We start from the raw sequence: 22105 nt of genomic DNA, 5'->3' as shown, positions 1-22105 counted from the left end.
CGGTGTCACAGGGACCACACGTGTCACGCCAACCAAACGGCCGTCCCAAGAGCCCGCCTCATGGCGACAACTCCTTGACTCCGCTGCGTGTCGCTCAGAGGCGTAGGGCCTCATCGGCGTGCAACACGAGAACCGCTTCACCAATTCGGAGAAGGTAGTTCTCCAAGCCCGAGAGACCATTTACGATACCGGTGATCCGTGAGGTCCCTGCCCCTCAACGATTGGAGTCCGTCATCGACGCCTGGATTCTCGATGCGGTGCGCACGCCCCGTGGCCGGGGCCGGCCCGACGGTGGACTGCACGCCGTCCATCCGCAAGCCCTGCTTGCCCGTTGCCTCATCGCGCTCGCCGGCCGGATCGGCTTCGAGCCGGCCGACATCGATGACGTGATCGTCGGCAACGGCATCCTCAGCGGCGACCACGGCGACGACATCGCGCGGTTGTCGGTTCTCATCGCCGGATGGCCCGAGACCGTGCCGGGGATGACGCTGAACCGCTTCTGCGGGTCGGGCCAGCAAGCCGTCACCGTCGCCGCGTCGTCGATCGCGGCGGGCAACGAGGACCTGGTGATCGCCGGCGGGGTCGAATCGATGTCCCGGTGGGGCGTCGCAACGGGAATTTCGACGATCGACGGCCGCAACCCGAACTTTCGGGCGCGATATCCGACAGTGCCCCAAGGGATTTCGGCCGACCTGATCGCCACGCTGGAGGGATTCAACCGCGAAACCGTGGACGCCTACGCCGCGCAAAGCCAGAGCCGCGCCGCCACGGCGGTCGATGAGGGCAGGTTCGTGCGTTCACTCGTCGACGTCCCCACCCCCGACGGCCCGGTCGGGCGCGACGAACATCCGCGCCCCGGCACCACCACCGAGACGTTGGCGCGCCTCAAGCCCGCCTTCGCCGAAATGGGCGGCACCCACGCCGGCGGTGAGCAACGTACGTTCGACGAGATCTGCCTTGAGCGATATCCCGGCATCGACCACATCGATCATGTGCACCATGCAGGCAATTCTTCCGGGGTGGTCGACGGCGCCGCCGCGGTGCTGGTCGCCTCCTCCAACTGGATGCACACCCAGGGCGCAACCCCGCGGGCCCAGGTTCGCGCCACGGCGGCGATCGGGAGCGAACCGATCATCATGCTCACCGCGCCCGGACCGGCGGCCCAGCTCTGTCTGGAGCGCGCGGGCATGACGGTGGCGGACATCGACTTGTGGGAAGTCAACGAGGCCTTCGCCGCAGTTCCGCTCAAGACGATTCGCGATCTCGACATCGACCCCGAGGTGGTCAACGTCAACGGCGGTGCCATCGCCCTCGGCCACCCGATCGGCGCCACCGGGGCGATGCTCATCGGCACCCTTTTGGACGAGCTCGAACGCCGCGACCTGACAACGGGTTTGGTGACCATGTGCACCGGTGGCGGAATGGGCACGGCGACCATCATCGAGCGAGTGTGACGGTGCCGAGCGTGCTGGAGCTCGAGCGGCCGCGTGACGGGGTCGCCGTGGTCCGCCTGAACCGCCCGAAGCAACTCAACGCCATCAACGAGGCGATGCAAACCGAATTGGCTCAGACGCTGGCCGATTTGGCCACCCACGGCTCAGTGCGTGCCGTAGTGCTCACCGGAGCCGGCCGCGGCTTTTGCGCCGGGATCGACATGCGCGACTTCGGCCCTTCGGTACCGGAGGCTGGCGCACCCGCGCTGGACCGGATGCGCTTCCAGGAGCGGATGGCGGCCCTGCCGGAAGCCGTCCGCGCGTTGCCGCAACCCGTCGTCGCCGCGGTCAATGGCCCCTGTGTCGGAGCCGGACTCGCGCTATGTCTGGCGGCCGACATCCGAATCTGTTCGCAGAATGCATCATTCGGCAACGCCGCCATTCGGCTCGGCCTCTCCGGCGCCGAGATGGGCATGAGCTACCACCTCCCGCGCATCGTCGGCACCAGCGTGGCCGCCGACTGGATGCTCACCGGCCGCACCGTGTCGGCCGGCGAAGCCGATCGGCGCGGACTGGTCAGCGAGGTGGTCGAGCCGGATGCGCTCCCCGAACGGGCCATCGATTTGGCGGCGCTGATAGCGAGCCACTCCCCGCTGGGCGCGCAACTGACCAAGCGCGCCCTGCAGGTGAACACCGACGCGGCGAGTCTTTCGACGGCGCTGGAGCTGGAGAACCGCAATCAGGTGATCTCGCACGCCACGGACGAGGCGGCCGAGCGGCGTAAGAAGTGGTCGTCATGACGGACCGCGACGCGGTCCGTCGGCTCAGATTGACCAACCCAGAGAGGACGGCGCATGTCGTGGGACTTTTCCACCGACCCCGAGTGGGCACGGCAACTCGAATGGGTCGAGCACTTCGTGCGCGAAGAGTGCGAACCGATCGACTTGATTGTCCAGGAATCTCACGATCTCAATGATCCGGCGCGTCAGGCGCTGATCCCGCCGCTGCAGGACATCGTGAAGAAGCGCGGACTGTGGGCCACCCACCTGGGCCCACACCTGGGCGGCCCGGGCTTTGGCCAGGTGAAGTTAGCGCTGCTGAACGAGATCCTGGGCCGCTCGGAGTGCGCACCAATCGTCTTCGGTTCACAGGCTCCCGATTCCGGCAACAGCGAAATCCTGGCGCACTACGGCACACCCGAGCTCAAGGAGCGTTACCTGGAGCCGCTGTTGGACAACCGCATCATTTCGTGTTTCTCGATGACCGAGCCGCAGGGCGGGGCCGACCCGAAGGTATTCCGCACCACCGCGGTGCTCGACGGGAATCACTGGATCATCAACGGGGAGAAATGGTTTTCATCGTTTGCCTCGATGGCGTCGTTCATCATCGTGATGGCGATGACCGATCCCGAGGCGCCGCCCTATGAGCGTTACTCGATGTTCGTCGTTCCCGGCGACACCCCCGGCATCAACGTGCTGCGCAACGTCGGGCTGGGTTACCAGCCGACCGGCGGTGGGCGCGAGGGTTATGTCCGCTATGAAAACGTCCGTGTGCCGGCCGATCACATGTTGGGTCCCCGCGGCGGGGCGTTCGTCGTCGCCCAGACCCGCCTGGGCGGCGGGCGGATTCACCACGCGATGCGCACCGTGGGTCTGGTCCGCCGGATCTACGACATGATCTGCGAGCGAGCGGTGTCGCGCTACACCCAGGGCGAGGCGCTGGCCAACAAGCAACTCGTCCAGGAGATGGTCGCCGACTCGTGGATGGAAATCGAGGCGTTCCGGCTGCTGACCCTTCAAACAGCCTGGAAGATCGACAAATTCAACGACTACAAGGCCGTGCGGGCCGATATCTCAGCGGTGAAGGCGATGATGCAGAAGGTCCTGCATGACGTGTCATCGCGCGCGCTTCAGGTGCACGGGTCGTTGGGCACCACCCACGAGATGCCGTTCGTGCAGTATCTGGTGGAGTCGTTCGTGCTCGGGCTGGCCGATGGCCCGACCGAAGTGCACAAGGTCACGCTGGCGCGACTGCTGCTGAAAGACCGCGAACCCGCACCTGATCTGTTTCCCTCCGAACATCTGCTGCGGTTGCGCGCGGCCGCGGAGGCCAAATTCGCGGACAAGCTGGCGGGCATCCCGCGCGGCTGAGCCCAGCCCAATTCAGACGGCCTTGGTGACGCCGACGTAGGACAGCACCACGTCGGAGAGGTCGGTCACCCGGGTCAGCACCGCATAGGAGCGGATGAATGATTGACCCACGCAGCCGTCGATCTTGACATGGAAGTTGCTGATCATCACCCAGGGATCTGCACCTTTGAACTGCTTCTTGACCACTGGCACCACGATCACCAAGCCGGGCTTGAGTCCCACGCTCATCACACCGTTGATGGGCGTCGAAACGAACGGCAACAGCGGCGGCAGCGTGCCGGTGGCGTCGAACGTTGGGCTGACGCCGGGGATGATGCCGGCACCGCCCTCCATGATCACCCCGTTCGAGGTACTCATGTCGATTCCGCAACCGATCTGGTAACCCACCTCCAGGAGGCCGTGCGGCTCTTCCGGCCCTCTGAGGGAGCCGACGAAAATGCCGCTGGACACATATTCGCGCGACGAAATCGCGGTGGTCAGCGGTGCCACCGGAACCTGCATCTCGTCCTTGGCGCCCAGACCGAGGATCCAGCCGTCAGGGGTATTCAGAATCGCGGGAGGATTCGAGGGCACCGCCCCTTCGGCGGGTGGCGCCGCATCGGGTGGCGTGGTACCCGACTGGGGTTCAGAATCGGCCGAAGGTGCCGCGATCATCGACATGGCGAGGCAAATGGCAATAGCCGCGGCACGACGGACGACAATTGCTACCGGCCTCACGGGCGAAACCGTACGCAGGGTCGAGTTCGGCGCGTGAAATTTGCTGGCCGGCAATCCGAACTTGTTGTTCGTTCGTAACTCTCATGCAATGTAGAATCGCCATTAGCGTTTCGACAATCTCCTGTATCCGGCGGATCACGGAGAGGTGGCGATGATATCTCACAGGTGCGCTCGCCTATTGGTCGCGGCTTCAACGGTCATTGCGGCTTCGGCCTTCGGCACGGGGACAGCGCTCGCGAATCCGGATCCCGGCCAGCAGCCCGACATCCCGGGGATTGACGAATGGCCCGTACAGTTCCCGACTACCTTGACCAACCCGATCGACGATGATGCAAACGACATCCCGAGCGACTGGAATAACGTCGGAATGATTTGCCAAAATCTCTCAGCCCATTGCGGCTGATCGGCCATCCCGCCAACCCAGCATCGACCTGGCGCGGTCCAGCAGTCTCGGCAAAACCGCCGCCATATCTTCCAATTCGGCTCGCGGGGCGGATCGTCGGCGATTGTGTTTGACAATCAGCGACCAGGTCGCCGCCGATTTGAAGCACGCCAGAGCCATGAACCACGCCAAATCGCTGACCTCGCAGCACATCTCAGACCGGTATAGCTCGGCGAGCTGGGTGATCGGTGGCACCATGCCGTCGGCCGGGCCGACCCGGCGGTAGGTATCCGGGTCGCAGTTGATCAGGAACCAGCCCGCGTCGATGCGGGGATCGCCTATCGACCAGATCTCCCAGTCGATCACCGCATTGACGTGTGGTCCCACCGCGAGCAGGTTGCCCAGCCGGAAGTCACCGTGCACCACGCAGGGCGTCATCGCGTTCGGTGGGCAATTCAACAGCGCGTCGCGCACTTTCGGCCAATCGGGGGCCAGCGCCTCCTCGACGGTCCGCAACGTGTCGGACCACCGGTGAACTTCGGCGACTGCATCGACCACCGGTTCATCGCCCAGCCCGAGGTCCGTCGGCGCGAGCCTGTGCAGCGCGGCCATGGCGCGGCAGGCATTCCGATACCGATCGCCGAGACCTGGCGCCGGCGCGCAATCGTCGAACAGCGGTTCCACACACTCGCCGTCGACATGCGTCATCACGTAGAGCGGTGGTGTGCCGGGCGGATCCCCAGCGTCCTCCCACAGCACCGTCGGCACCGGAACACTGGTGTTTTTAAGCGCTTTGATGATGCGGGCCTGGCGCAGCACGTCGCGATGCGCAACCGGTTCGACACCCGGCGGCGCGACTTTGATCACCACACGTTGGCCGGCCCTGGTACCCGCGAAGGTGAGGCTGGAGGCTCCCCCGGACAGCGGAGCGACGTCCACGACCCGGGCGCCGTCGAGTCGCCGACGCAGCTCCGCGGCATCGAGCTCGGCCATTCAGCCCGCCGGCGCGGTCCAGCCGACCTCGGCAAGGAAGGGCTGGGTGTGCGCGATGCGTCCGGTCAGGGTCTTCGGATCACCCGTGCACAACCGGAAGGCCGTTTCGGTGATCAGTGCGATGTCCTCGGTGTCGGTCTTGGCCAGGTCGAGGGTGCCCGCGCCGGGCGTGGCCACGGGATTGGACGGGGCGGCCGCGTTCACCGCGATTCCGTCCTCGTATAGTTCGGCCGCAAGGCTTTTCGTTAATCGATTGAGTGCGGCCTTGGCCGTACCGTAGATGCCGAAGCCCGCGGTCCGGTCGAATTCCGAGAACGGCGGCCCGAGCGGCAGGTCGGCTCCCACCGAGGTCACGTTCAAGATCCAGCCGCGTCCACGCTCGCGCATCGCCGGTATCGCGAGCTGGCACAGGTGCAGCGGCCCGAGCACGTGCATTTCCATCATCAGCCGGGCCCGCCGCTCGGGAAACCCGTCGAGAGGGCGCAGGAACGTCACCGCGGCGTTGTTGACCAGAATGTCGGGTGCGCCCACGGCGCTGACCACTTCGGCGAAAAGCCGTTCCCGGTCTTCGGATCGGGATAGATCCGCCTGGACCGCAATGGCTTTCCCACCTGCACCGACAATCTCGTCGCGGGTCTGGCTCAGCGACCCCTGGTACTTCGGATCGGGGTCCATCGTGCGGGCGGTCAACGCCACCGTGGCTCCGCGTTCGGCCAACCGTACGGCGATCGCCCTGCCCAGGCCCCGGCTGCTTCCGGTGACCAGAGCCACCATCGCGTCGCAGCGTTGTGCGCTCATCTTCCGCCTCTCCGAACCCGCTGGAAACGGCTTCTCCGCATCAGAGAATGCCATTATCGCCGGATCAGGGGAAGCGAGGGTTTGACGCTTCAGTCGGTCGTCGGTCGGCGAAGCCGCGACGGGCCCCTCCTCCGCCGTAAGGCATCGAGGGAGTAGGCGCCCCCGCCGAAGAAGACGAGCAGGAAGAAGGCGAAGCAGAAGAGGATCGCCAGAGCTCCGCCATTGCCCGCGGGGGGATCGCCGACGGGCCAAAGCGCCTTGGGTTGATGAATCGAGAAGTAAGCGACCGCCATCTCCCCCGAGGCGACGAACGCGACGGCGCGGGTGAACAAGCCGCCGGCGATGAGCAGGCCCGCGACGATTTCGATCACCCCGGCATACCACTCCGGCCAGAAACCGAACCCGATAGGAACAGGCGAGCGGACGGGCCAGTCAAAGACGCTTCTCGAGCCATACGCGGCGAAGAGCAAACCGTAGACGCACCGATACACGCTGAGTACGGTCGGGGCGTGGCGGGCCAGTCTTTGGTCGAGATTGATCGTCACGCAGGCTAGGTTACGGTCGCGACCCAGGCGAGCAGGCGTCGCCACAGCTGGTGCCGGCTCGATGCCATGTTGTGGCAGTGCGCGCTGTCGGCCAGCACCACGGTAGTGATATCGGGGCTGCTTCGGTACAGGGCCGCCTCGGCGCGGGGATCCGGAGAGACGTCGACCACGCCGTAGCCAAGGAAAACCGGGATGTCGATCCGCGCCGCCTGCTCGGCGACGACGCCGGGGACCATCGCGGTGCCGAACACGCGGGGTACTACCGATTTAGCGGTGACGGAGTCGACGGCGACGATATCGGCGGGAACGTCGGCGAGATGAAACCAGCTCTGCAGGTGCTCGCGCGGCCCCTCGAAATACGGCTGCGGAAGGGCGGACAATATTTCGGCGGCAAGCTCGGCGCGGCCTTGTGAGGTGGCACAGCGCCCGATGGTCGCCGCATCCAGGTTCAGTGGCGCGACGTGTTGGTTGGTGCATCCCAACACCGCCAGCCCGGCGTAACTGGAAAACAGGGCCTGCTGAGTGATGGCCAGGTACCCGCCGAGCGAGTGCGCCACGGCGACCGGCGGCGCGTGGCTGCCGATCGTGTCCGGCAGCGCGGACACGGCACGCGCCAGCGTGGCAGCGATATCGCCGAAGTCGAAATCGCGTGCGGGCTGCGAACTTTCGCCAGTGCCCAGGGGATCTATCGTCACGACGCCGTAACCGTTCTCGGTGGCGAAGGCGGCGAAGCTGTACCCGTGGTGGCCGGGGATGTCCAGGTCCCAGTATTCGCGGCTGTAGGTACCGCCCGGCAGGCAGACCAGCACCGCGGGAGCCTGCTCGCAACCGCGGGCAGGGTAGTACGTCGCCGCAAGTGACGCCCGCTCCCCGATCACCTCGCCGACATCGAACTCCACTGGATGCGCGACATGCGTCATACGGCGCAACCCTTCGTCAGCGGCGTCCATTCGACGCCCCGTCATGTAAATACGTACGTGTACCTCGGTATGCAAAGGAGGCGTTTTGACCTATCTCCTTCTCCTCGGCGCCATATTCGCAGAGGTGATAGCAACCAGCCTGCTCAAAAGCACCGAAGGCTTCACCCGACTGTGGCCGACCGTCGTGTGCCTGATCGGCTATGCCGTCTCCTTCGCGCTGCTGGCGGTGTCGATTTCGCGCGGCATGCAGACCGACGTCGCCTACGCGTTGTGGTCGGCGATCGGTACCGCACTGATCGTGCTGATCGCCGTGCTCTTCCTCGGCTCGCCGATATCGATGACGAAGATCGTCGGCGTCGGACTGATCATCGCCGGGGTGGTGACGCTGAATCTGGCCGGCGCGCACTAACCGCAGCGACGCCGCACTCCGGTGGCGGTGATCGTCGGTTTGGTGGCGGGTGGGAACTCCGGGGGCAGTTGGGACTAAAGCGGTTCCGATTCCGGCGGTGGCGGCGACATCGGCCTTTGATCGCCGTTGGCGTGATCACGGAGCGGTACTCCGGAAAACACCGACATCCGGTCGTTGAGGTAGCGTTCTGCGCGAGCCTTCGGTGATCCCACGGCGAAGCAAGGACTGGAAATGAGTTCGTATTTATATGGTCTGCTGACCGCACTTAGCCTCGTCCTGGCCTTGATGTTGGCGGCCGTCGCTGGCGTATACGTAAATCGATTGGAACGCCGAACGACCGCTCCGGCCAGCGAGGGAATCGGGAGCGCCAAGGCGGTTCTGCACAAGGTGCGCAAAGGCGAACCGATGTCGCGAGACGAGTTGGACTACGCCAGGCAAGTCGTTGCCGATCGAGGTTCGTTCCTGGCCCTTTGCATCCCCGGTGCCTTATTCATGTTGGGTTGCTTCTATGTCTTCGGCAGCCTCTACCACTTGCATGGAGCGACTCCCTCCGAGCGGACATTCCTGGGGGTGATCCCCATGCTGACCTCGACGAACCTGGCCATTCAGATTCGCCGCCACGCGCGGTTGAAGCGGCGGCTGAAGAAAGCATCCTGACGACGGACAACGCGCGGCGTTCCGGTGCGGTCGCGGGCAGCCGGATGGGGCCGGCAGGCCTTCGCGGTTGCGTCCGGGTTGCGCTGTTGCTGGTCTATGCACAATCATATGGCCCATTGGGCACATAACCGTCTACTATTTGACGGCACGAGGGCGAGGGCGGGGGCACGAACACGTATGTGCGTACCGGGTCACGAGAGGTGATCGGATGAGCCCTCGCTCAGTCGGGCGGACGGTCGTTTCGCGAATCTGGATGCCGGTGGTCGCCGTCATTGCGGTCGGAGTGGGTCTGTTGTGCATGTACAAGGTGCATCAGTTCTCCGAACCGGAGCCCGTCATCACCGTCAACGGCCCGCAGGCGCCCGAGCAGTTCAATCTCAAACGGATTACCTACGAGGTGTTCGGTTCTGCCGGGAAAGGCGGGAAACTCGTCTACGTCGATATCGATGGCCATCCGCACGAGGTTGATATCACGTCCTTGCCGTGGTCCCACACGGAGACCACCACGCTTTCAGTGGCATCCGGCAGCATTTCGGTCCACGTCCATGGCGGTCAGGTGGGTTGCCGGATGTTGGTGGACGGCGTTGTCCGCGACGAGCAATCGGGCGAGCATCAAGACGCCGACGTCCAGTGCAGGGTGAAGTCGGCGTGACCGACCATCGCCTCGACGGGCCCCGGGTCAAACGTCCCTTCATCCCCCGGATGGTGCGCGCGTTGGCGATACCGATCATCTTTTTTTGGGGTCTTCTCGCGGTCACTACGAATACCTTTATGCCCCAAGTGGAACGGGTCGCAGAAGAGCTCGCCGGGCCGATGGTCCCGCACTACGCCCCCTCGCAGCGGGCGCTGCTGCACATCGGTGAAAAGTTTCACGAATCCAACTCGACCAACTTGACCATGGTGGTGTTCGAGGCGAACCGACCGCTGGCCGACCAGGATCACCGGTATTACGACGATTTGATGCGCCGTCTCCAGCACGACACCAAGCATGTGCAGTACGTGATGGATCTGTGGGGCAAGCCATTCACCGCGGCCGGAGCGCAAAGCGTCGACGGCAAGTGCACTTATGTGCTCTTGCGTCTCGCCGGGGACATCGGCCAGATTCAAGCCAACCAATCCGTGGACGCCGTCCGCGACATCATCAAGAAGGATCCGCCGCCGCCCGGGCTCAAGGTCTATGTCAGCGGCGCGGCTCCGCTGGCCTCCGACACACTCGCTATCGCCAATGCGAGTCTGAACAACGTCACGATCGTCACGATCATCCTCATCCTCGTGATGCTATTGCTGGTGTACCGCAGCCCCGCCATCCTGTTGGTGCCCCTGCTCGGAGTCCTCATCGAGATGCTCGTCGCGAAGGGCGTTGTCTCGACGCTTGGGCATTACGGGTACATCGAACTGTCATCGTTCGCGGTGAACATTGTCATCGCGTTGACCCTCGGCGCGGGAACGGATTACGGCATTTTCCTGATGGGCCGATATCACGAGGCGCGACAGGCGGGCGAAAGCCGGGAGGACAGCTTCTACATCGCTTACAAGGGTGTCGCACCCATCATCATCGGGTCCGGCCTCACCATCGCAGGCGCGTGTTACTGCTTGACGTTTGCGCGCCTCAACTACTTCCACACCATGGGGCCGGCCGTCGCGATCACCATGCTGTTCACCATCGCGGCGGCGATGACGCTCGGCCCGGCAGTCTTGACCGTCGGCAGCCTTTTCGGGATGTTCGACCCGAGAACCAGCGCCAAAGGAACTCTGTATCGGCGCATCGGGGCGAGCGTGGTGCGCTGGCCGGTGCCGATCCTGGTGGCCAGCTCCGCGGTCGTCATGCTCGGGGCGATCTTCGTGCCGAGCTACCGGCAGAACTACGACGATCGGCAGTACCAGCCGGCCGGCGCGCCCGCGAATCTGGGTTTTCAGGCTGCCGATCGACATTTCCCCAAGAGCAAGCTGTTCTCCGAGATGCTGATGGTCGAGACCGACCACGACATGCGCAACTCGGCCGACTTCATCTCGCTGGATCGCGTCGCCAGGGCTTTGATCCGATTGCATGGCGTGGCGATGGTCCAAGGCATGACGCGGCCTTTGGGCCGGGCGCTCGAGCACGCCAGCATCCCGTACCTGTTCACCACGCAAGGCAGCGGCAACGGACAACAACTCCCGTTCAACAGGGAGCAGAACTCCAACACCGATGCGCAAGCCGAGATCCAGGCGCACTCCGTTGCGGTCTTGCGCAAGGAGATTGGCTTCTTCCAGAAGGTTTCCGACGAGCTGCACCAGACGGTGCTCACCGTCGAGGACCTGGAAAGGGTCAGCAACGAGATCAATGAGGAGATCGCGAACGTCGACGATTTCTTCCGGCCGATCAAGAGCTACTTCTATTGGGAGAAGCACTGTTTCGACATCCCGATCTGTTGGTCGTTCAGGTCGTTGTTCGACGGGCTCGACCAGATCGACCACCTGGCCGAGGACATCAAGTACGCCAGGGTCTCCCTCGTGGAGGTCGATAAGGCTTTCCCGCAGATCATCGCCCAGCTGAAAGCCACCGCAGACGACACCGAGGCACTGCAGTCGAAGTTGATCAACAGTTACGGATCGGCGGATCTGCAGTCCATCCAGACGGATCAGACGTTTGACGATCTGATCAACGTCGGCAACGACTTCGACAAGTCCCGCAGCGACGACTTCTTCTACATCCCGCACGAGGGCTTCGACAACGACGACGTCAAGACGGGCATGAAGCTGATGATGTCGCCGGACGGCAAGGCGGCCCGCTTCATCGTCACCCACGAGGGCGACGCGATGGGCCCCGAAGGTGTGGAGCACGTCGAACAGTTCCCCGACGCAATCAAGACGATCCTGAAAGAGACGTCGCTGGCCGGCGCGCGGGTCTATATCGGCGGTTCGGGCTCGAACGACAAAGACATCAAGCAATACGCGATGTCGGATCTGCTGATCGCGGCCATCGCGGCGTTCGTGCTGATCTTTTTGATCATGCTGTTCATCACGCGCAGCCTGGTGGCGGCGTTGGTGATTCCCGGCACCGTCGCATTCTCCTACGCCGGGGCGTTCGGCCTGTCGGTGCTGGTGTGGCAGCACCTCGTCGGCCTGCACCTGCACTGGCTCGTCCTACCGCTGACGTTCATCATCCTGGTGGCCGTGGGGTCGGACTACAACCTGCTGTTGATCAACCGGGTCAAAGAGGAGCTGCACGGCGGGATTCACACCGGCCTCATCCGGGCGCTCGGCAGCACCGGTGGTGTGGTGACGTCGGCCGGTTTGGTGTTCGCCTTCACCATGCTGGCCATGCTCACCAGCGACCTGCGAACGATCGGCCAGGTGGGTTCCACGGTGTGCATCGGTCTGTTGCTCGACACGCTGATCGTGCGTTCGTTTGTCGTGCCGGCCATCCTGCGGATCCTGGGGCCGTGGTTCTGGTGGCCCACGCTGGTGCGTGCCCGCCCGCTGCGGCAGCCCTGATCTGCATTTTGATCAATCGACCTGAAAGCTCACAACGCTAGGCTGGCGTTTACACAAGCGGTACTGTAAAAACCTCCGGAGTTTGGATCGAGGGAACCTGAAGGAGGATCTTCATGCGGGCAGTAGTGAACCTGGATCGGTGTGAAGGCAACGCCTTTTGTACGAATATCGCACCGGGCGTTTTCCAGCTCGACGACGACGAGTACGCGGTGGTCATCGCCGACCCGGTGCCCGCCGACCAGGAGGCGCTGGTCAATAAGGCCATCGCCGAGTGCCCGCGCGCCGCCTTGTCCCGCGAAGGTTAGGGCCCTACGCGCCAGAAGCCACACCGGCACCGGGCGCCGGCCATGAGCTGACTCGCAGATGCGCTAGCGCGGACGCTAGCACTTTCGAAAGCCACCTCACCTCGGCGCCGTCCGCCGGATCACCCATTCTCTTCCTGGATGCCGAACGTATTGACGGCCAAAGCCAGCAAGAGCTATCCGCCGATGGTGAACGTCAGATCCATGCATTGCTGCTGGGTGAACAACGCGCCCAGGGCATCCCAGATCGCATGGCTGATCGTGCTGTCAGCGGTGAGATCATCGACGGCCCTGATCACCGCCTGATCGGTCCGGTCGGCACAGCGGCCGGACCAGATGTCCTCGAGCTCGGATTCGGTCAGGCCGGCGCGCAGAGCGATCGGGATGTGGTGCGACCACAGGTACGTGCACTTGCTGCGGTGCACCACGCGCAGCAGCGCGACTTCGCGCACCCGGGGCGACAAGGTCGACCGGGTAAGCAGGTAGGCATTGAACGGCAGATAGGCCGCGGTCAGGTCGGGGTGGCGGACCATGGTCGACAAAACATTGCCCGCGCCAACGGGATTCGCCCGCTCGGTCGGAATCAGCGACGCGAGTGCCGAGCGGGCCCTCTCGTCCAACTCGTCGGCGGGCAACGGTGTCAGGCGTGGCGGACGCTGGTCGGCCGTGGTCATGCTATTGGATCGGCTCGTCACCGAGCACGGTGGTGCGCAGCATTTCTCGCTCCGAATCAGGATCGTCGGGGGCGGCGTGGTGCAGCACGCCGCGGTTGTCCCAGATGACCGTGTCGCCGATCGACCAGCTGTGGCTGTAGACCTTGTCGGGCAGTGGCCTTCTGCGGGCATTCGTCACCCAGCGGTGTGCAGCCGTCGATGTGCCAATCGAAGGTGGCCTTCAGGTAGGCGGCCGAGGCATTCTTGGACTTGTCCACCGTGATCGGGTAGATGCCGGCCACCGGATGGTGTCCGTCGGAAGAGTGGTCGATCTCGCCCAGGCGGCGGCAGAAGCCGACCTGAGCCTGCGGGTCGAGTCTCAGACCGCGAAAGACCAGAACCCCGTTGTCTTCCAACGCATCCAGCACCGCTGCCCCGACCGAGTCGTCGCTTGCCAGTGCGCCTGGCTCCAGGCCCACGACCTCGGCGCCGACGGACTCGGTGAGTTTGGTGATGGTGAGCAGACCCATGGTCGCTCCTTTCGGGGATGTATGGTGCGCCGGCCTTGGGCCGAGCGCTTAGGGCACCGGTCCGTCGGTTCGGATCATGACGGCGTCGGCGGCGTCGACCGGGGCGGGTTGATGCATGATCTCCACCGCCATGGCAACCATGATCAGCGAGTAGATCATGTGCAGCAGGTTTAATGCGTCGTCGGGCAAGGCGTCGAGGGGAAACTTGTCGCAGTAGTCAATCGCCTCTTCCAGCCGCGGGAAGAACGCGTCGTAAAAGTCGCGCAGCTGTGACATCGACGCGTTGACGCGGGCATTCCAGCGCTCGGTTTCGGTTGCCAAGCACCAGGTTTGGGCGTAGGCCTCCAGCTCAGCGAAAGCGCTGGGCAGCATGGTCTGCTCGGTGGTCACACTCCTACCGAATCCTGTTCGCGGCGGTACGCTTCGACCCAGTCGACCGCGACCTTGTGCAGATAGCGCACCAAGATCTCCTGGTCGCCCCAGTCCCTCATCGTCACCAAACTGTTGCCCGCGCTGCTGGCCGGCTGCACCGTCGTGCTCAAGCCCGCACCCGAAAGCCCGTTGGACGCGCTGCTTTTGGGCGAGATGCTCGACGAGGCCGGCCTCTCATCTGGCGTGGTCAACGTGCTCCCCGGCGACGCCGCGCTGGGCGCCTACCTCGCTGCCCACCGCGGGGTGGACAAGGTCTCCTTCACCGGCTCCACCACGGCGGGCCGCGCCGTCGCCGCGGCCTGCGCGACCAACCTCACCAAGGTCAGCCTCGAACTCGGCGGCAAGTCGGCGGCCCTGGTTCTCGACGACGCGGCGCCGGAAAAGGTCGCCGCCGGGGTGCGATCGGCCAGCTTGTCCGACAGCGGGCAGATCTGCAATGCGCTGACACGCGTTCTGGTGCCCCAAACCCGCCACGACGAATACGTCGATGCGCTCGCCGCCGAGATGAGCGGCCTTCGCGTCGGCGACCCCAGCGACCCCGAGACCCAGCTCGGTCCCCTGGTCTCTGGTCGCCAGCAGCAACGGGTGCGCGGCTACATCGACGCCGGTCAGCAGGAGGGGGCGCGATTGATCGTCGGCGGCACCGACATGCCCGCCGGACTCGACCGCGGCTGGTACGTCAAACCCACCCTGTTCGCGGCCGCCGACAACGCCATGCGGATCGCGCGCGAAGAGATTTTCGGCCCCGTCATCACGGTCATCCCGTACCGCGACGAGGAGCAGGCAGTCCAGATCGCCAACGATTGCGACTATGGGTTGGCCGGGTCGGTCTGGGGCAACGACACCGACCGGGCCCTGGCACTCGCCACCCGGATTCACACCGGCACCCTCGGCATCAACCAGGGCTACACCATGGATCCGTTTGCGCCCTTCGGCGGTGTCAAAGCCAGCGGTCACGGCCGAGAACTCGGGCCCGAAGGGCTAGACGGCTACCTCGACACGAAATCGATCGCGATCGCGTCGGGCGGCTAGGAAACTAGCTGGTCTCGCTCGTGACGTACACGGCGACGTATCCGATGGGGATGCCGGTCCAGGTCGCGATGCATTCGCGTGCTACCGGCTCCACGGCGATCCGGCTGGTGGCGCGGGTGGCCCGGCCGATCTCGGGAATCCGGATCATCCATCCGTCCGCGTCGCGCGTGATTTCGATATCGAAGCACTGACCGACCATCGGACACTTCACGCGGGGAGCGACCCGCTGTCGGCGGGCACTGCGCAACGATTGGCGGCGCAGCAGAGTGGGCTGAACAGACATGGCTGCTTTCGGTGAGTCGCGAACGAACCGCGGGCAAGATTAATGCGCGTCGAGGCGAAAACCTAATCGGTGATCGCAGTCCGATAACGAGGGATCGTCGGCCGGTGCGACTCGCGCTTCGCTATATTGCGGCGAGACTGGACTCCCCCGTTGCGCCGAACCATCCGAGGATGGCGCCGCCTGTTGTGGCTGCGGTCCAATTGTGTATGCCGCGAAGCGGTTTCGCGTGTTGGGTTCGGCACGGCGAGGGCGTGATCGGCGCGAATGGTTTACCCGTCGATTACGCCCTCGCCGTGCCGAGGGCGTGGCCGACGCTGCCAGTGACCGTTATGAAACCTTGGCCTAACCGGGCGGGGAACTCGGCCCGCCGGTTCGAATCCGCTTCGCCGTGGCGGCACCGTCTTCCTGTCGAGCGTCGCATGGGAACGGCTATCAGTCGCCTCAGACTGTGATGTAGAGCACATCCTGGCATGGCATGTTGCGCACGTCACAAGGCAGGAGATTTCATGGTAGACGTGGATCGCCCCAGAAAAGCCGTCATCACCCCCCGTGCCGGCGCGGCCGTCAATTCACACCGTCTGCTCGTTGCCATCGTGACTGTCACGGTGTTTGTCTGCGCGATCGTGGGCGTGATCGCGGCCGCGGTCATGGGCCAAACCACCGCGGCCCTTTTCATCGCGCTTGTGGCTGGCGGGTGGTTCTCGGCCGCCGCCTTGTGCTGAGCCGCGCTTGATCGGCAGATTCGCGCCGTCTCGCTACCGATGAGTCCCGCTTATTCTTGCGCCTTATTCTCGCGCCTTGCCGGCGTCAAGGGAGCATTGCCGAAGCCGGCGCAGCGTGTCGGGATCCTTCTCAACCCGCAGGCGGCGTCGTCCGTCCTCTTCGGTGCCGACGCGAACCGGTAACTCGTCGCCGCCTCCACTGGCCGGATCGACCAGAAGGTCCAGTTCGTCGCCGTCGACGAACAACACGGCGTCATCGTGCGAAAGCCGCCACGGGTGGCCATCGGTAGGCCACCGGCCACCGATGACCCGAATGGTGTCGCCATCGGCGTCCTCGTCGCCGTCCGCATCAACCATGACGCAATCGATCCACAACTTCGCCGGCACCGGACGGAAGTACACCGCGAGGCGCTGGCGATTGAGGTCCAGGTCGACCGGCATCCCGATCGGTGGAAGCGATGTGCCCTCGGGTTGGTCGTTCAGGGATTTCTTGACCTGACGAGAACCGATGCCGGTGCCGAACCAGTCGATGCTCAGGACGGTGGTGATGTACTGCGCGATCGCCAGGGTCAACAATCCGCCCGCCCCGGCGGCTCCAACCCCAGCAGCCCCCGCTACCCAGGTCACCGGCAGCGCAAGCAGACCGACGACAGCCGCCGCACCTGCAGCCGTGGCCACTTTGCCGGCTGTGGTCAGGCTGAAGTCCGCATTCACGTCCGGCTCAGAGTTCTGCGCCGGTCGCACCCCCACGGTTCGCGGTAACCGATCGAATCGCGCGCTGATTCGCTTGACTTCCGCCTCGTATTCCTCGGAGCTGAGCTGACGGGCGCGCTTCTTCTGACCGGCCAGACTCAGCGTTTGTTCGAGAACCTCGATGGTGTCCACGTCCTCTCGTTGCAGCTCTTTCCCCTTCGGGTCGCGCGGGATGTCGCCGAGGCCCATTTCGTACGTCACCTTGAAGGTGGCCTTGAAGTCGTAGAGCTTGGTTTCGGCGCTCACCGTGCCGTCGACGACCAGTCGGCCGTTCTCGGTTCGCGGCACAATATCGGCGTCGAGAGCGTCGAGGCAGCGGTCTTGCCCGCCGATGCTGATGGTCTTCGGACCCGCCAGCGCGCATGGCGCGTCGGGGTCGAAGTCGCTCTCGTCGAGATCGAAGCTGTTCATCACGGTGTTACGGACCTGCCGCAAAATGCTCCACCCGGTGGCGGCCAAAGCCGCCCTCTCACGAGGGTTTTCGGCGAGGACCGACGCGGGCAGCTCCTCACCGGGCGGCAATTCGCGCAGTGTCTGCAGCTGCACCACCATGGATTCCTCGACGGCCTCGCCGACGTCGAAGCGTTGCACAATGGCATCGAGTTCCTTGACCGTGCTGTCGTCTCGGGCCTCGGGGTCGACGTCCACCGGCGACGGCAACAGCGCCTGAATCCCGTTGTCTCCCATTGCCTCCAGTTGTGGGCGGACCGCATCGGCGATTTGGGCGGCAAGCGAGTCGAGCACCCTGGTTCTGGCTTCCTCGTCGGAGAGGCCGGGGTGCTGCAGTTTCTCGAGGTTCACCATCAGCTCCCCCGCGATGCTGTGGGTTATCCAGTACGCCTCGGCGTAGTCGAGTTCCCAGCTGATCCGCGGATCTTGTCCGGTAAAGACTGTGACCCCGTCGTCACGGCGCTCGATGTGCGGGCCGAACAGCCACCCGGCGTGCGGGTCCGGCAAAGGGGCGGCCGCCAGCACAGGTGCATCCTGGGATGTGAAGTTCAGCGCGATCGTCTGCTTGCCCGGCTCTATCTGGTGCGGCTCGAGCTGCTCGTGAATCGTCAACCGCCCGAACAGCGGAATCTCGTTGTACGGAATCTCGCGCGACTCCCCGGCACGCGGACCATCCGGGATGGTGATGGTGGCCGGGGGCAGCGACACCAGCGGGATACAGGTCACCGAATCGATAACGATCTTCGAATCGAAAATCACCAGGTCTATCGCGAAGTGCCGCAACGGGTCGCGAGGTTCACCGTCGGCTTCCTCCTGCCACAGCCGCTGATGAGAGTCGAGGATGAACCAGACACGATCCAGGGTGAGATCAAGGGTGGCCGTCGCGGCGTATCCGGTGCCGTCGACGGACTGCGTGTACCTGTCGCCGCTGAACATCTCGACCGTCTGATCCTGCACGCGTTCACGATGAATTTCGATGATCGTGTCGGGGCGATGCATGTCAAACTCCGTCCCTCGGCGGTACGCACTCTGCCGTCGTCGCGTATGCGGTTATGTCGGCCCGATCGACTTGTTGTGGATGCTGTACCCAAAAAGGCGTGTTTCGAGTCACCCCCGGGCCATGTGGGGTAGCGGGCGTTCGCCTTTGCTAATCCGGCAAGCTCGGCGGGAATTCGACGCGCTTCTCGAGAGCCTCCCGATACGCATGAACCCGCCCCGGCATCGTCGCGAGCACCGCGATGGTGCGGCCGCCCCGCCCGTAGGCGCCGACGAACTCCCCGGCGTCCGGATTGCCTTCGATGACCTCGACGGCATCGTAATCAGTTGGCACACCTAGCATCTGAAGCTTGATGTCGTATTGGTCGGACCAGAAATACGGCACCGCGTCGAACGGCTCGGCGTGCTCCGGCCCGGCCAGCAGTGTGCGCGCCGCCGCCTCGCCCTGCCGTGCCGCGTCATCCCAGTGTTCAGTACGCAGATGACGCTCGTACAGCGGATGCCACCAGCGCGCCACATCCCCGGCGGCGACCACGTTGCCGTCGCCGGAGTTGCCCTCGGCGGCACCGGTGGCATCGCAGACCACCCCGTCGTCCAGATGCAGACCCGAGCCTTCCAGCCAGGCGGTGGCGGGAGTAACGCCGAGCCCGACGATGACGACATCAGCTGGGACCTGCGAACCGTCGGTGAGTCGAACTGCTTCCACCCGCCCGTTGCCGACGAATGCGTCGACACCGACGCCGACGCGCAGGTCCACCCCATGTTCGCGATGCAGCTTCGCCCAATAAGGCGCCAGCTCGGTACCCAACGCTTGAACCAGCGGTCCGGCGGCCTTTTCAACAAGCACAACATCGAGGCCCAACGATCGGCAGGTCGCAGCCACCTCGCTGCCGATAAAGCCGCCCCCTACCACGACGACACGAGGACGCGAGCCGAGTCGCTCTCGGATCGCCAAGCAGTCCTCTACCGTCCGCAGCAGGAGCACCCCATCGGGGGTAGGGCCGCCCGGCCATTCGCGCGGTTCAGCGCCACTGGCGATGACAACTCCGTCGAAATTCAAGGACAGGTTCTGACCCTCGTCGCGGACCCGGACGGTACGTGCCGATACATCCAGACCAACCGCGGTCGCCCCTCTGAAGACCCGCGCTTCCATGTCTAGCTGCAGCGCCATGTCGACGCCCGCTCGGTGCACCTGACCGCTGAGCAGCTTCTTCGACAAGGGCGGCCGATGATACGGCGCCTGCCGTTCGGCACCCACGATGGTAAGGGCGCCGTCAAAGCCGTAATGTCGCAGCGTTTCCGCTGCCCGCATCCCTGCCACACCGGCGCCGACGACGACCACTTCGTTGAGCTGACGACTCGGCATCGCGTCAGTCCTCCACCACGATCGCCTGGGTGGGGCACGACACTTCGGCGGCCTTCAACGGTCCGCGCAACTCCCGCCGGGGCTGCTCTTGGAGCAGGTGTAGCCCGTCTTCTCGCACGTCGAAAACCTCGTGGCACAGGCTCATACAAACGCCGTTGCCATCGCAGGTATCAAGGTCCACCGAAACCTTCATCGCACTGCGACCTTTCCTTCTGACTGTGCCCGTTCGCGGGCGGCCTTCGCCGCCGGCGATTTCTTGATGTACTCGACCGCCATCGTCGTGACCGCTTCGGGGCCGGGATGATGATGGGGCCGCATATACCTGGCGGGCTGGGTCACCATCAGCTGCCAGGGGCCGGGCAGCTTGTACTCGCGGGCCGCACGCAGCCAGTCGCGCCAGCGCCACTTCTGGTCGGTGGTCGGATCGTGAGCCATCAGATATTTCGCTCCGGCAATCCACCACCCGTAAAACAGCGGCGTCGTCATGAGCATCGAGAAGGCTCTGATGAAGTAGTTGCCGCACACATGCTGATAGACGTCGAACACCAGCGAGCGGTGCTCGACCTCCTCGGCGCCGTGCCAGCGCAGCAAATCAAGCATCATCGGGTCGGTGCCCGCGTAATCCAGACCTCGGTTCTGCAGTACCCATTGGCCCAACATCGCGGTGTAATGTTCCAGCGCTGCGACGTCGGCCAGGCGTCGATACAGCCACCACCGCTTCATCGCCGGCGGAAACCACCTGGGCGGATCACCGAGCGCCACCGACAGCATCTTCCGCAGCCGCGACGTGTACGGCTTGGTGTCGATGCCCTGCTCGGCCAAATGGTCGAGCACCACCTGATGCGCCCAGGCATGCCAGGACTCCTGCTGGATGAACGGTTTGATCGCCGCCTCCAGCTCCGGGTCATCGACCAGCGACGACGCCTCGAGGACGGCCTTGATGAAGTGCCGCTCCCCTTCGGGTAGCAGCAGATGCAACACGTTCATCATGTGCGTTGAGAACGGGTCGTCAGGTACCCAGTGCAGCGGCGTCTCGGACCAGTCGAATCGGACCATCCGGCGATAGCGCGGGTGTCCCTCGTGGTGAAGTTGGACCTCGGGCATCAGAAACTCCTCCCGGCGACGACCGTCGCTTAGTCGGTCGAACCTTTGCCTTCGAAACAAACGAGGCGACCCGCGACCGAGCCGAGACGGCCACCGTTTCGCTGCGGAACAATCGTTCACTCAGCCGCGTACCCACCTGGCGACCCGATCATGCGTGTCAACGGCGCCAGGAAGCTAAGAGTTTCCTTGCTGGGTTAAGGAGCAGTTGCTCTGGCAACGAAGGTGTCCAGCGAGGCTTCAAGGCCTAATACAGCGGAATCCAGACACCGAAGTACCAGAAACCCCATCCACCGAAAACTGGATTGAAGACCGGAATTGCGGTGTAGCCGTAGTAATTAAACGGCCCGAAGTCGCCCCGTGCCAGGGCGATGTCGCGCGGCGGCCCATGCCACGGGCCGTTCCAACCACCTGGCGGCGGGGGTCCGTTCCAGCCACCCGGAGGCGGCGGCCCGAACCAGTTCGGCGGCGGAGCACCGGGCGGAGGTCCATCATTCCAGCCAAACCCTCGCGGCCGCGGCCAAGGCGGCGCCCCGTGGTCGGGTGTGCTGAACCCGCGAGGCGCATCCCACGGGCCCCCCACCCGGTCATTGCCCCTATCGAAAGCACCTCTCGGCGTGTACGGCTGGAATCGAGCTTGCGGTGCACCCGGCCCGGGTCCCCCGGGTCCGACTCCTGGTCCTCCCGGTCCTACCCCTGGTCCTCCAGGGCCATGTCCACCGGGCCCAGGTCCACCCGGTCCCACCCCAGGTCCGCCCGGCCCAGGTCCGCCGGGACCATGCCCACCCGGCCCAGGTCCGCCGGGTCCCGGTCCGCCAGGTCCCGGTCCACCCGGTCCCACCCCAGGTCCGCCCGGCCCAGGTCCGCCAGGGCCATGTCCACCGGGCCCAGGTCCACCCGGTCCCACCCCAGGTCCGCCCGGCCCAGGTCCGCCAGGAATCAGTACTTCCGTATGTCATGACATCCTCGAGGACGCCAGCCTGGCGTTGGTGGGCCACCGATTT

Annotated in this window: 23 protein-coding genes and 2 pseudogenes; 10 read left to right on the top strand and 15 right to left on the bottom strand. The window is 64.7% G+C overall.

The features are described 5' to 3' along the window. Window positions 1-257: 257 nt before the first annotated feature. From A5686_RS18525 to A5686_RS18515, 3 genes are read left to right on the top strand one after another with little or no spacing between them, the layout of a single operon-like run. On the top strand, window positions 258-1454 hold the full coding sequence (locus tag A5686_RS18525) for an acetyl-CoA C-acetyltransferase (protein ID WP_231986417.1): 1197 nt from the start codon (window positions 258-260) through the stop codon (window positions 1452-1454). Beyond that, window positions 1451-2233: an enoyl-CoA hydratase/isomerase family protein gene (locus A5686_RS18520; protein WP_067937323.1), complete on the top strand. Its 783-nt coding sequence runs from the start codon at window positions 1451-1453 to the stop codon at window positions 2231-2233. The genes A5686_RS18525 and A5686_RS18520 overlap by 4 nt, the downstream gene beginning before the upstream one ends. 54 nt (window positions 2234-2287) lie before the next feature. Next, window positions 2288-3583, top strand: a complete 1296-nt coding sequence (locus A5686_RS18515) for an acyl-CoA dehydrogenase family protein (RefSeq protein WP_067937321.1) — start codon at window positions 2288-2290, stop codon at window positions 3581-3583. A 12-nt stretch (window positions 3584-3595) separates the two neighbouring features. Here A5686_RS18515 and A5686_RS18510 read toward each other — a convergent pair whose 3' ends face one another. The 5 genes from A5686_RS18510 to A5686_RS18485 all read right to left on the bottom strand — a co-directional run bounded on the left by A5686_RS18510 (window position 3596) and on the right by A5686_RS18485 (window position 7938). Beyond that, window positions 3596-4243, bottom strand: a complete 648-nt coding sequence (locus A5686_RS18510; protein WP_067937318.1) for an MspA family porin — start codon at window positions 4241-4243, stop codon at window positions 3596-3598. A gap of 442 nt (window positions 4244-4685) precedes the next feature. Then, window positions 4686-5675: a phosphotransferase family protein gene (locus A5686_RS18500; RefSeq protein ID WP_067937314.1), complete on the bottom strand. Its 990-nt coding sequence runs from the start codon at window positions 5673-5675 to the stop codon at window positions 4686-4688. Then, window positions 5676-6473, bottom strand: a complete 798-nt coding sequence (locus A5686_RS18495) for an SDR family NAD(P)-dependent oxidoreductase (RefSeq protein WP_067937312.1) — start codon at window positions 6471-6473, stop codon at window positions 5676-5678. A gap of 89 nt (window positions 6474-6562) precedes the next feature. Next, window positions 6563-7018: a DoxX family protein gene (locus A5686_RS18490; RefSeq protein ID WP_067937310.1), complete on the bottom strand. Its 456-nt coding sequence runs from the start codon at window positions 7016-7018 to the stop codon at window positions 6563-6565. 5 nt (window positions 7019-7023) lie between these two features. Beyond that, window positions 7024-7938 carry an alpha/beta hydrolase gene (locus A5686_RS18485; protein ID WP_082947702.1) on the bottom strand — a complete coding sequence of 305 codons (915 nt, stop codon included), beginning with the start codon at window positions 7936-7938 and terminating at the stop codon, window positions 7024-7026. An 85-nt stretch (window positions 7939-8023) separates the two neighbouring features. Here A5686_RS18485 and A5686_RS18480 point away from each other — a divergent pair, with 85 nt between their 5' ends. From A5686_RS18480 to A5686_RS18460, 5 genes are all read left to right on the top strand, one after another. Next, window positions 8024-8347, top strand: a complete 324-nt coding sequence (locus tag A5686_RS18480) for a multidrug efflux SMR transporter (protein WP_067937306.1) — start codon at window positions 8024-8026, stop codon at window positions 8345-8347. 231 nt (window positions 8348-8578) lie between these two features. Continuing rightward, on the top strand, window positions 8579-9004 hold the full coding sequence (locus A5686_RS18475; RefSeq protein ID WP_067937304.1) for a hypothetical protein: 426 nt from the start codon (window positions 8579-8581) through the stop codon (window positions 9002-9004). Between the two features lie 208 nt (window positions 9005-9212). Next, entirely contained in the window at window positions 9213-9656 is a 444-nt protein-coding gene (locus A5686_RS18470) for an MmpS family transport accessory protein (RefSeq protein WP_197520626.1), read from the top strand. A gap of 50 nt (window positions 9657-9706) precedes the next feature. Beyond that, a complete protein-coding gene (locus tag A5686_RS18465) occupies window positions 9707-12481 on the top strand; it encodes an RND family transporter (protein ID WP_231986416.1) in 2775 nt (924 codons plus the stop codon). A gap of 113 nt (window positions 12482-12594) precedes the next feature. Next, window positions 12595-12786, top strand: coding sequence for a ferredoxin (locus A5686_RS18460; protein ID WP_067937300.1), 192 nt, complete (start codon window positions 12595-12597; stop codon window positions 12784-12786). 173 nt (window positions 12787-12959) lie between these two features. Here the strand turns inward: A5686_RS18460 and A5686_RS18455 are convergent, their stop codons facing one another. From A5686_RS18455 to A5686_RS18445, 3 genes and pseudogenes are all read right to left on the bottom strand, one after another. Next, complete coding sequence (locus A5686_RS18455) at window positions 12960-13457, bottom strand: carboxymuconolactone decarboxylase family protein (protein WP_067937298.1); 498 nt, start codon at window positions 13455-13457, stop codon at window positions 12960-12962. Window position 13458: 1 nt separating this feature from the next. After that, window positions 13459-13966 (bottom strand): annotated as a pseudogene (locus A5686_RS18450) (TauD/TfdA dioxygenase family protein). Between the two features lie 48 nt (window positions 13967-14014). Beyond that, a complete protein-coding gene (locus A5686_RS18445; RefSeq protein ID WP_067937340.1) occupies window positions 14015-14338 on the bottom strand; it encodes a hypothetical protein in 324 nt (107 codons plus the stop codon). 93 nt (window positions 14339-14431) lie between these two features. On the opposite strand from A5686_RS18445, the pseudogene A5686_RS18440 reads away from it, so the two are divergent. Next, window positions 14432-15430: pseudogene (locus tag A5686_RS18440) on the top strand (aldehyde dehydrogenase family protein); the annotation flags it as partial. Window positions 15431-15434: 4 nt separating this feature from the next. Here A5686_RS18440 and A5686_RS18435 read toward each other — a convergent pair. Then, window positions 15435-15629 carry a long chain fatty acid-CoA synthetase Faa4p gene (locus A5686_RS18435; RefSeq protein ID WP_067937295.1) on the bottom strand — a complete coding sequence of 65 codons (195 nt, stop codon included), beginning with the start codon at window positions 15627-15629 and terminating at the stop codon, window positions 15435-15437. 590 nt (window positions 15630-16219) lie between these two features. Here A5686_RS18435 and A5686_RS18430 point away from each other — a divergent pair. Beyond that, window positions 16220-16435, top strand: a complete 216-nt coding sequence (locus A5686_RS18430) for a hypothetical protein (protein ID WP_067937290.1) — start codon at window positions 16220-16222, stop codon at window positions 16433-16435. A 63-nt stretch (window positions 16436-16498) separates the two neighbouring features. Here A5686_RS18430 and A5686_RS18425 read toward each other — a convergent pair whose 3' ends face one another. From A5686_RS18425 to A5686_RS27365, 6 genes are all read right to left on the bottom strand, one after another. Next, complete coding sequence (locus tag A5686_RS18425; protein ID WP_067937288.1) at window positions 16499-18637, bottom strand: hypothetical protein; 2139 nt, start codon at window positions 18635-18637, stop codon at window positions 16499-16501. 148 nt (window positions 18638-18785) lie between these two features. Further along, window positions 18786-20000 carry an NAD(P)/FAD-dependent oxidoreductase gene (locus tag A5686_RS18420; protein ID WP_067937286.1) on the bottom strand — a complete coding sequence of 405 codons (1215 nt, stop codon included), beginning with the start codon at window positions 19998-20000 and terminating at the stop codon, window positions 18786-18788. A 4-nt stretch (window positions 20001-20004) separates the two neighbouring features. Beyond that, a complete protein-coding gene (locus A5686_RS18415; protein ID WP_067937285.1) occupies window positions 20005-20193 on the bottom strand; it encodes a ferredoxin in 189 nt (62 codons plus the stop codon). Beyond that, window positions 20190-21104, bottom strand: a complete 915-nt coding sequence (locus A5686_RS18410) for a metal-dependent hydrolase (RefSeq protein ID WP_067937283.1) — start codon at window positions 21102-21104, stop codon at window positions 20190-20192. The genes A5686_RS18415 and A5686_RS18410 overlap by 4 nt, the downstream gene beginning before the upstream one ends. Before the next feature lie 244 nt (window positions 21105-21348). Continuing rightward, window positions 21349-21846 carry an MAP_0585 family protein gene (locus A5686_RS28450; protein ID WP_369829722.1) on the bottom strand — a complete coding sequence of 166 codons (498 nt, stop codon included), beginning with the start codon at window positions 21844-21846 and terminating at the stop codon, window positions 21349-21351. Next, window positions 21792-21998, bottom strand: a complete 207-nt coding sequence (locus A5686_RS27365; protein ID WP_067937281.1) for a hypothetical protein — start codon at window positions 21996-21998, stop codon at window positions 21792-21794. Before A5686_RS27365 ends, A5686_RS28450 begins: the two co-directional genes overlap by 55 nt. Window positions 21999-22105 lie beyond the last annotated feature (107 nt).

The organism is Mycobacterium sp. E2479 (assembly GCF_001667925.1).
Taxonomy (GTDB): domain Bacteria; phylum Actinomycetota; class Actinomycetes; order Mycobacteriales; family Mycobacteriaceae; genus Mycobacterium.
The sequence above is the reverse complement of the archived record's forward strand: the minus strand, read 5'-3'. Positions and strand labels throughout refer to the sequence as shown.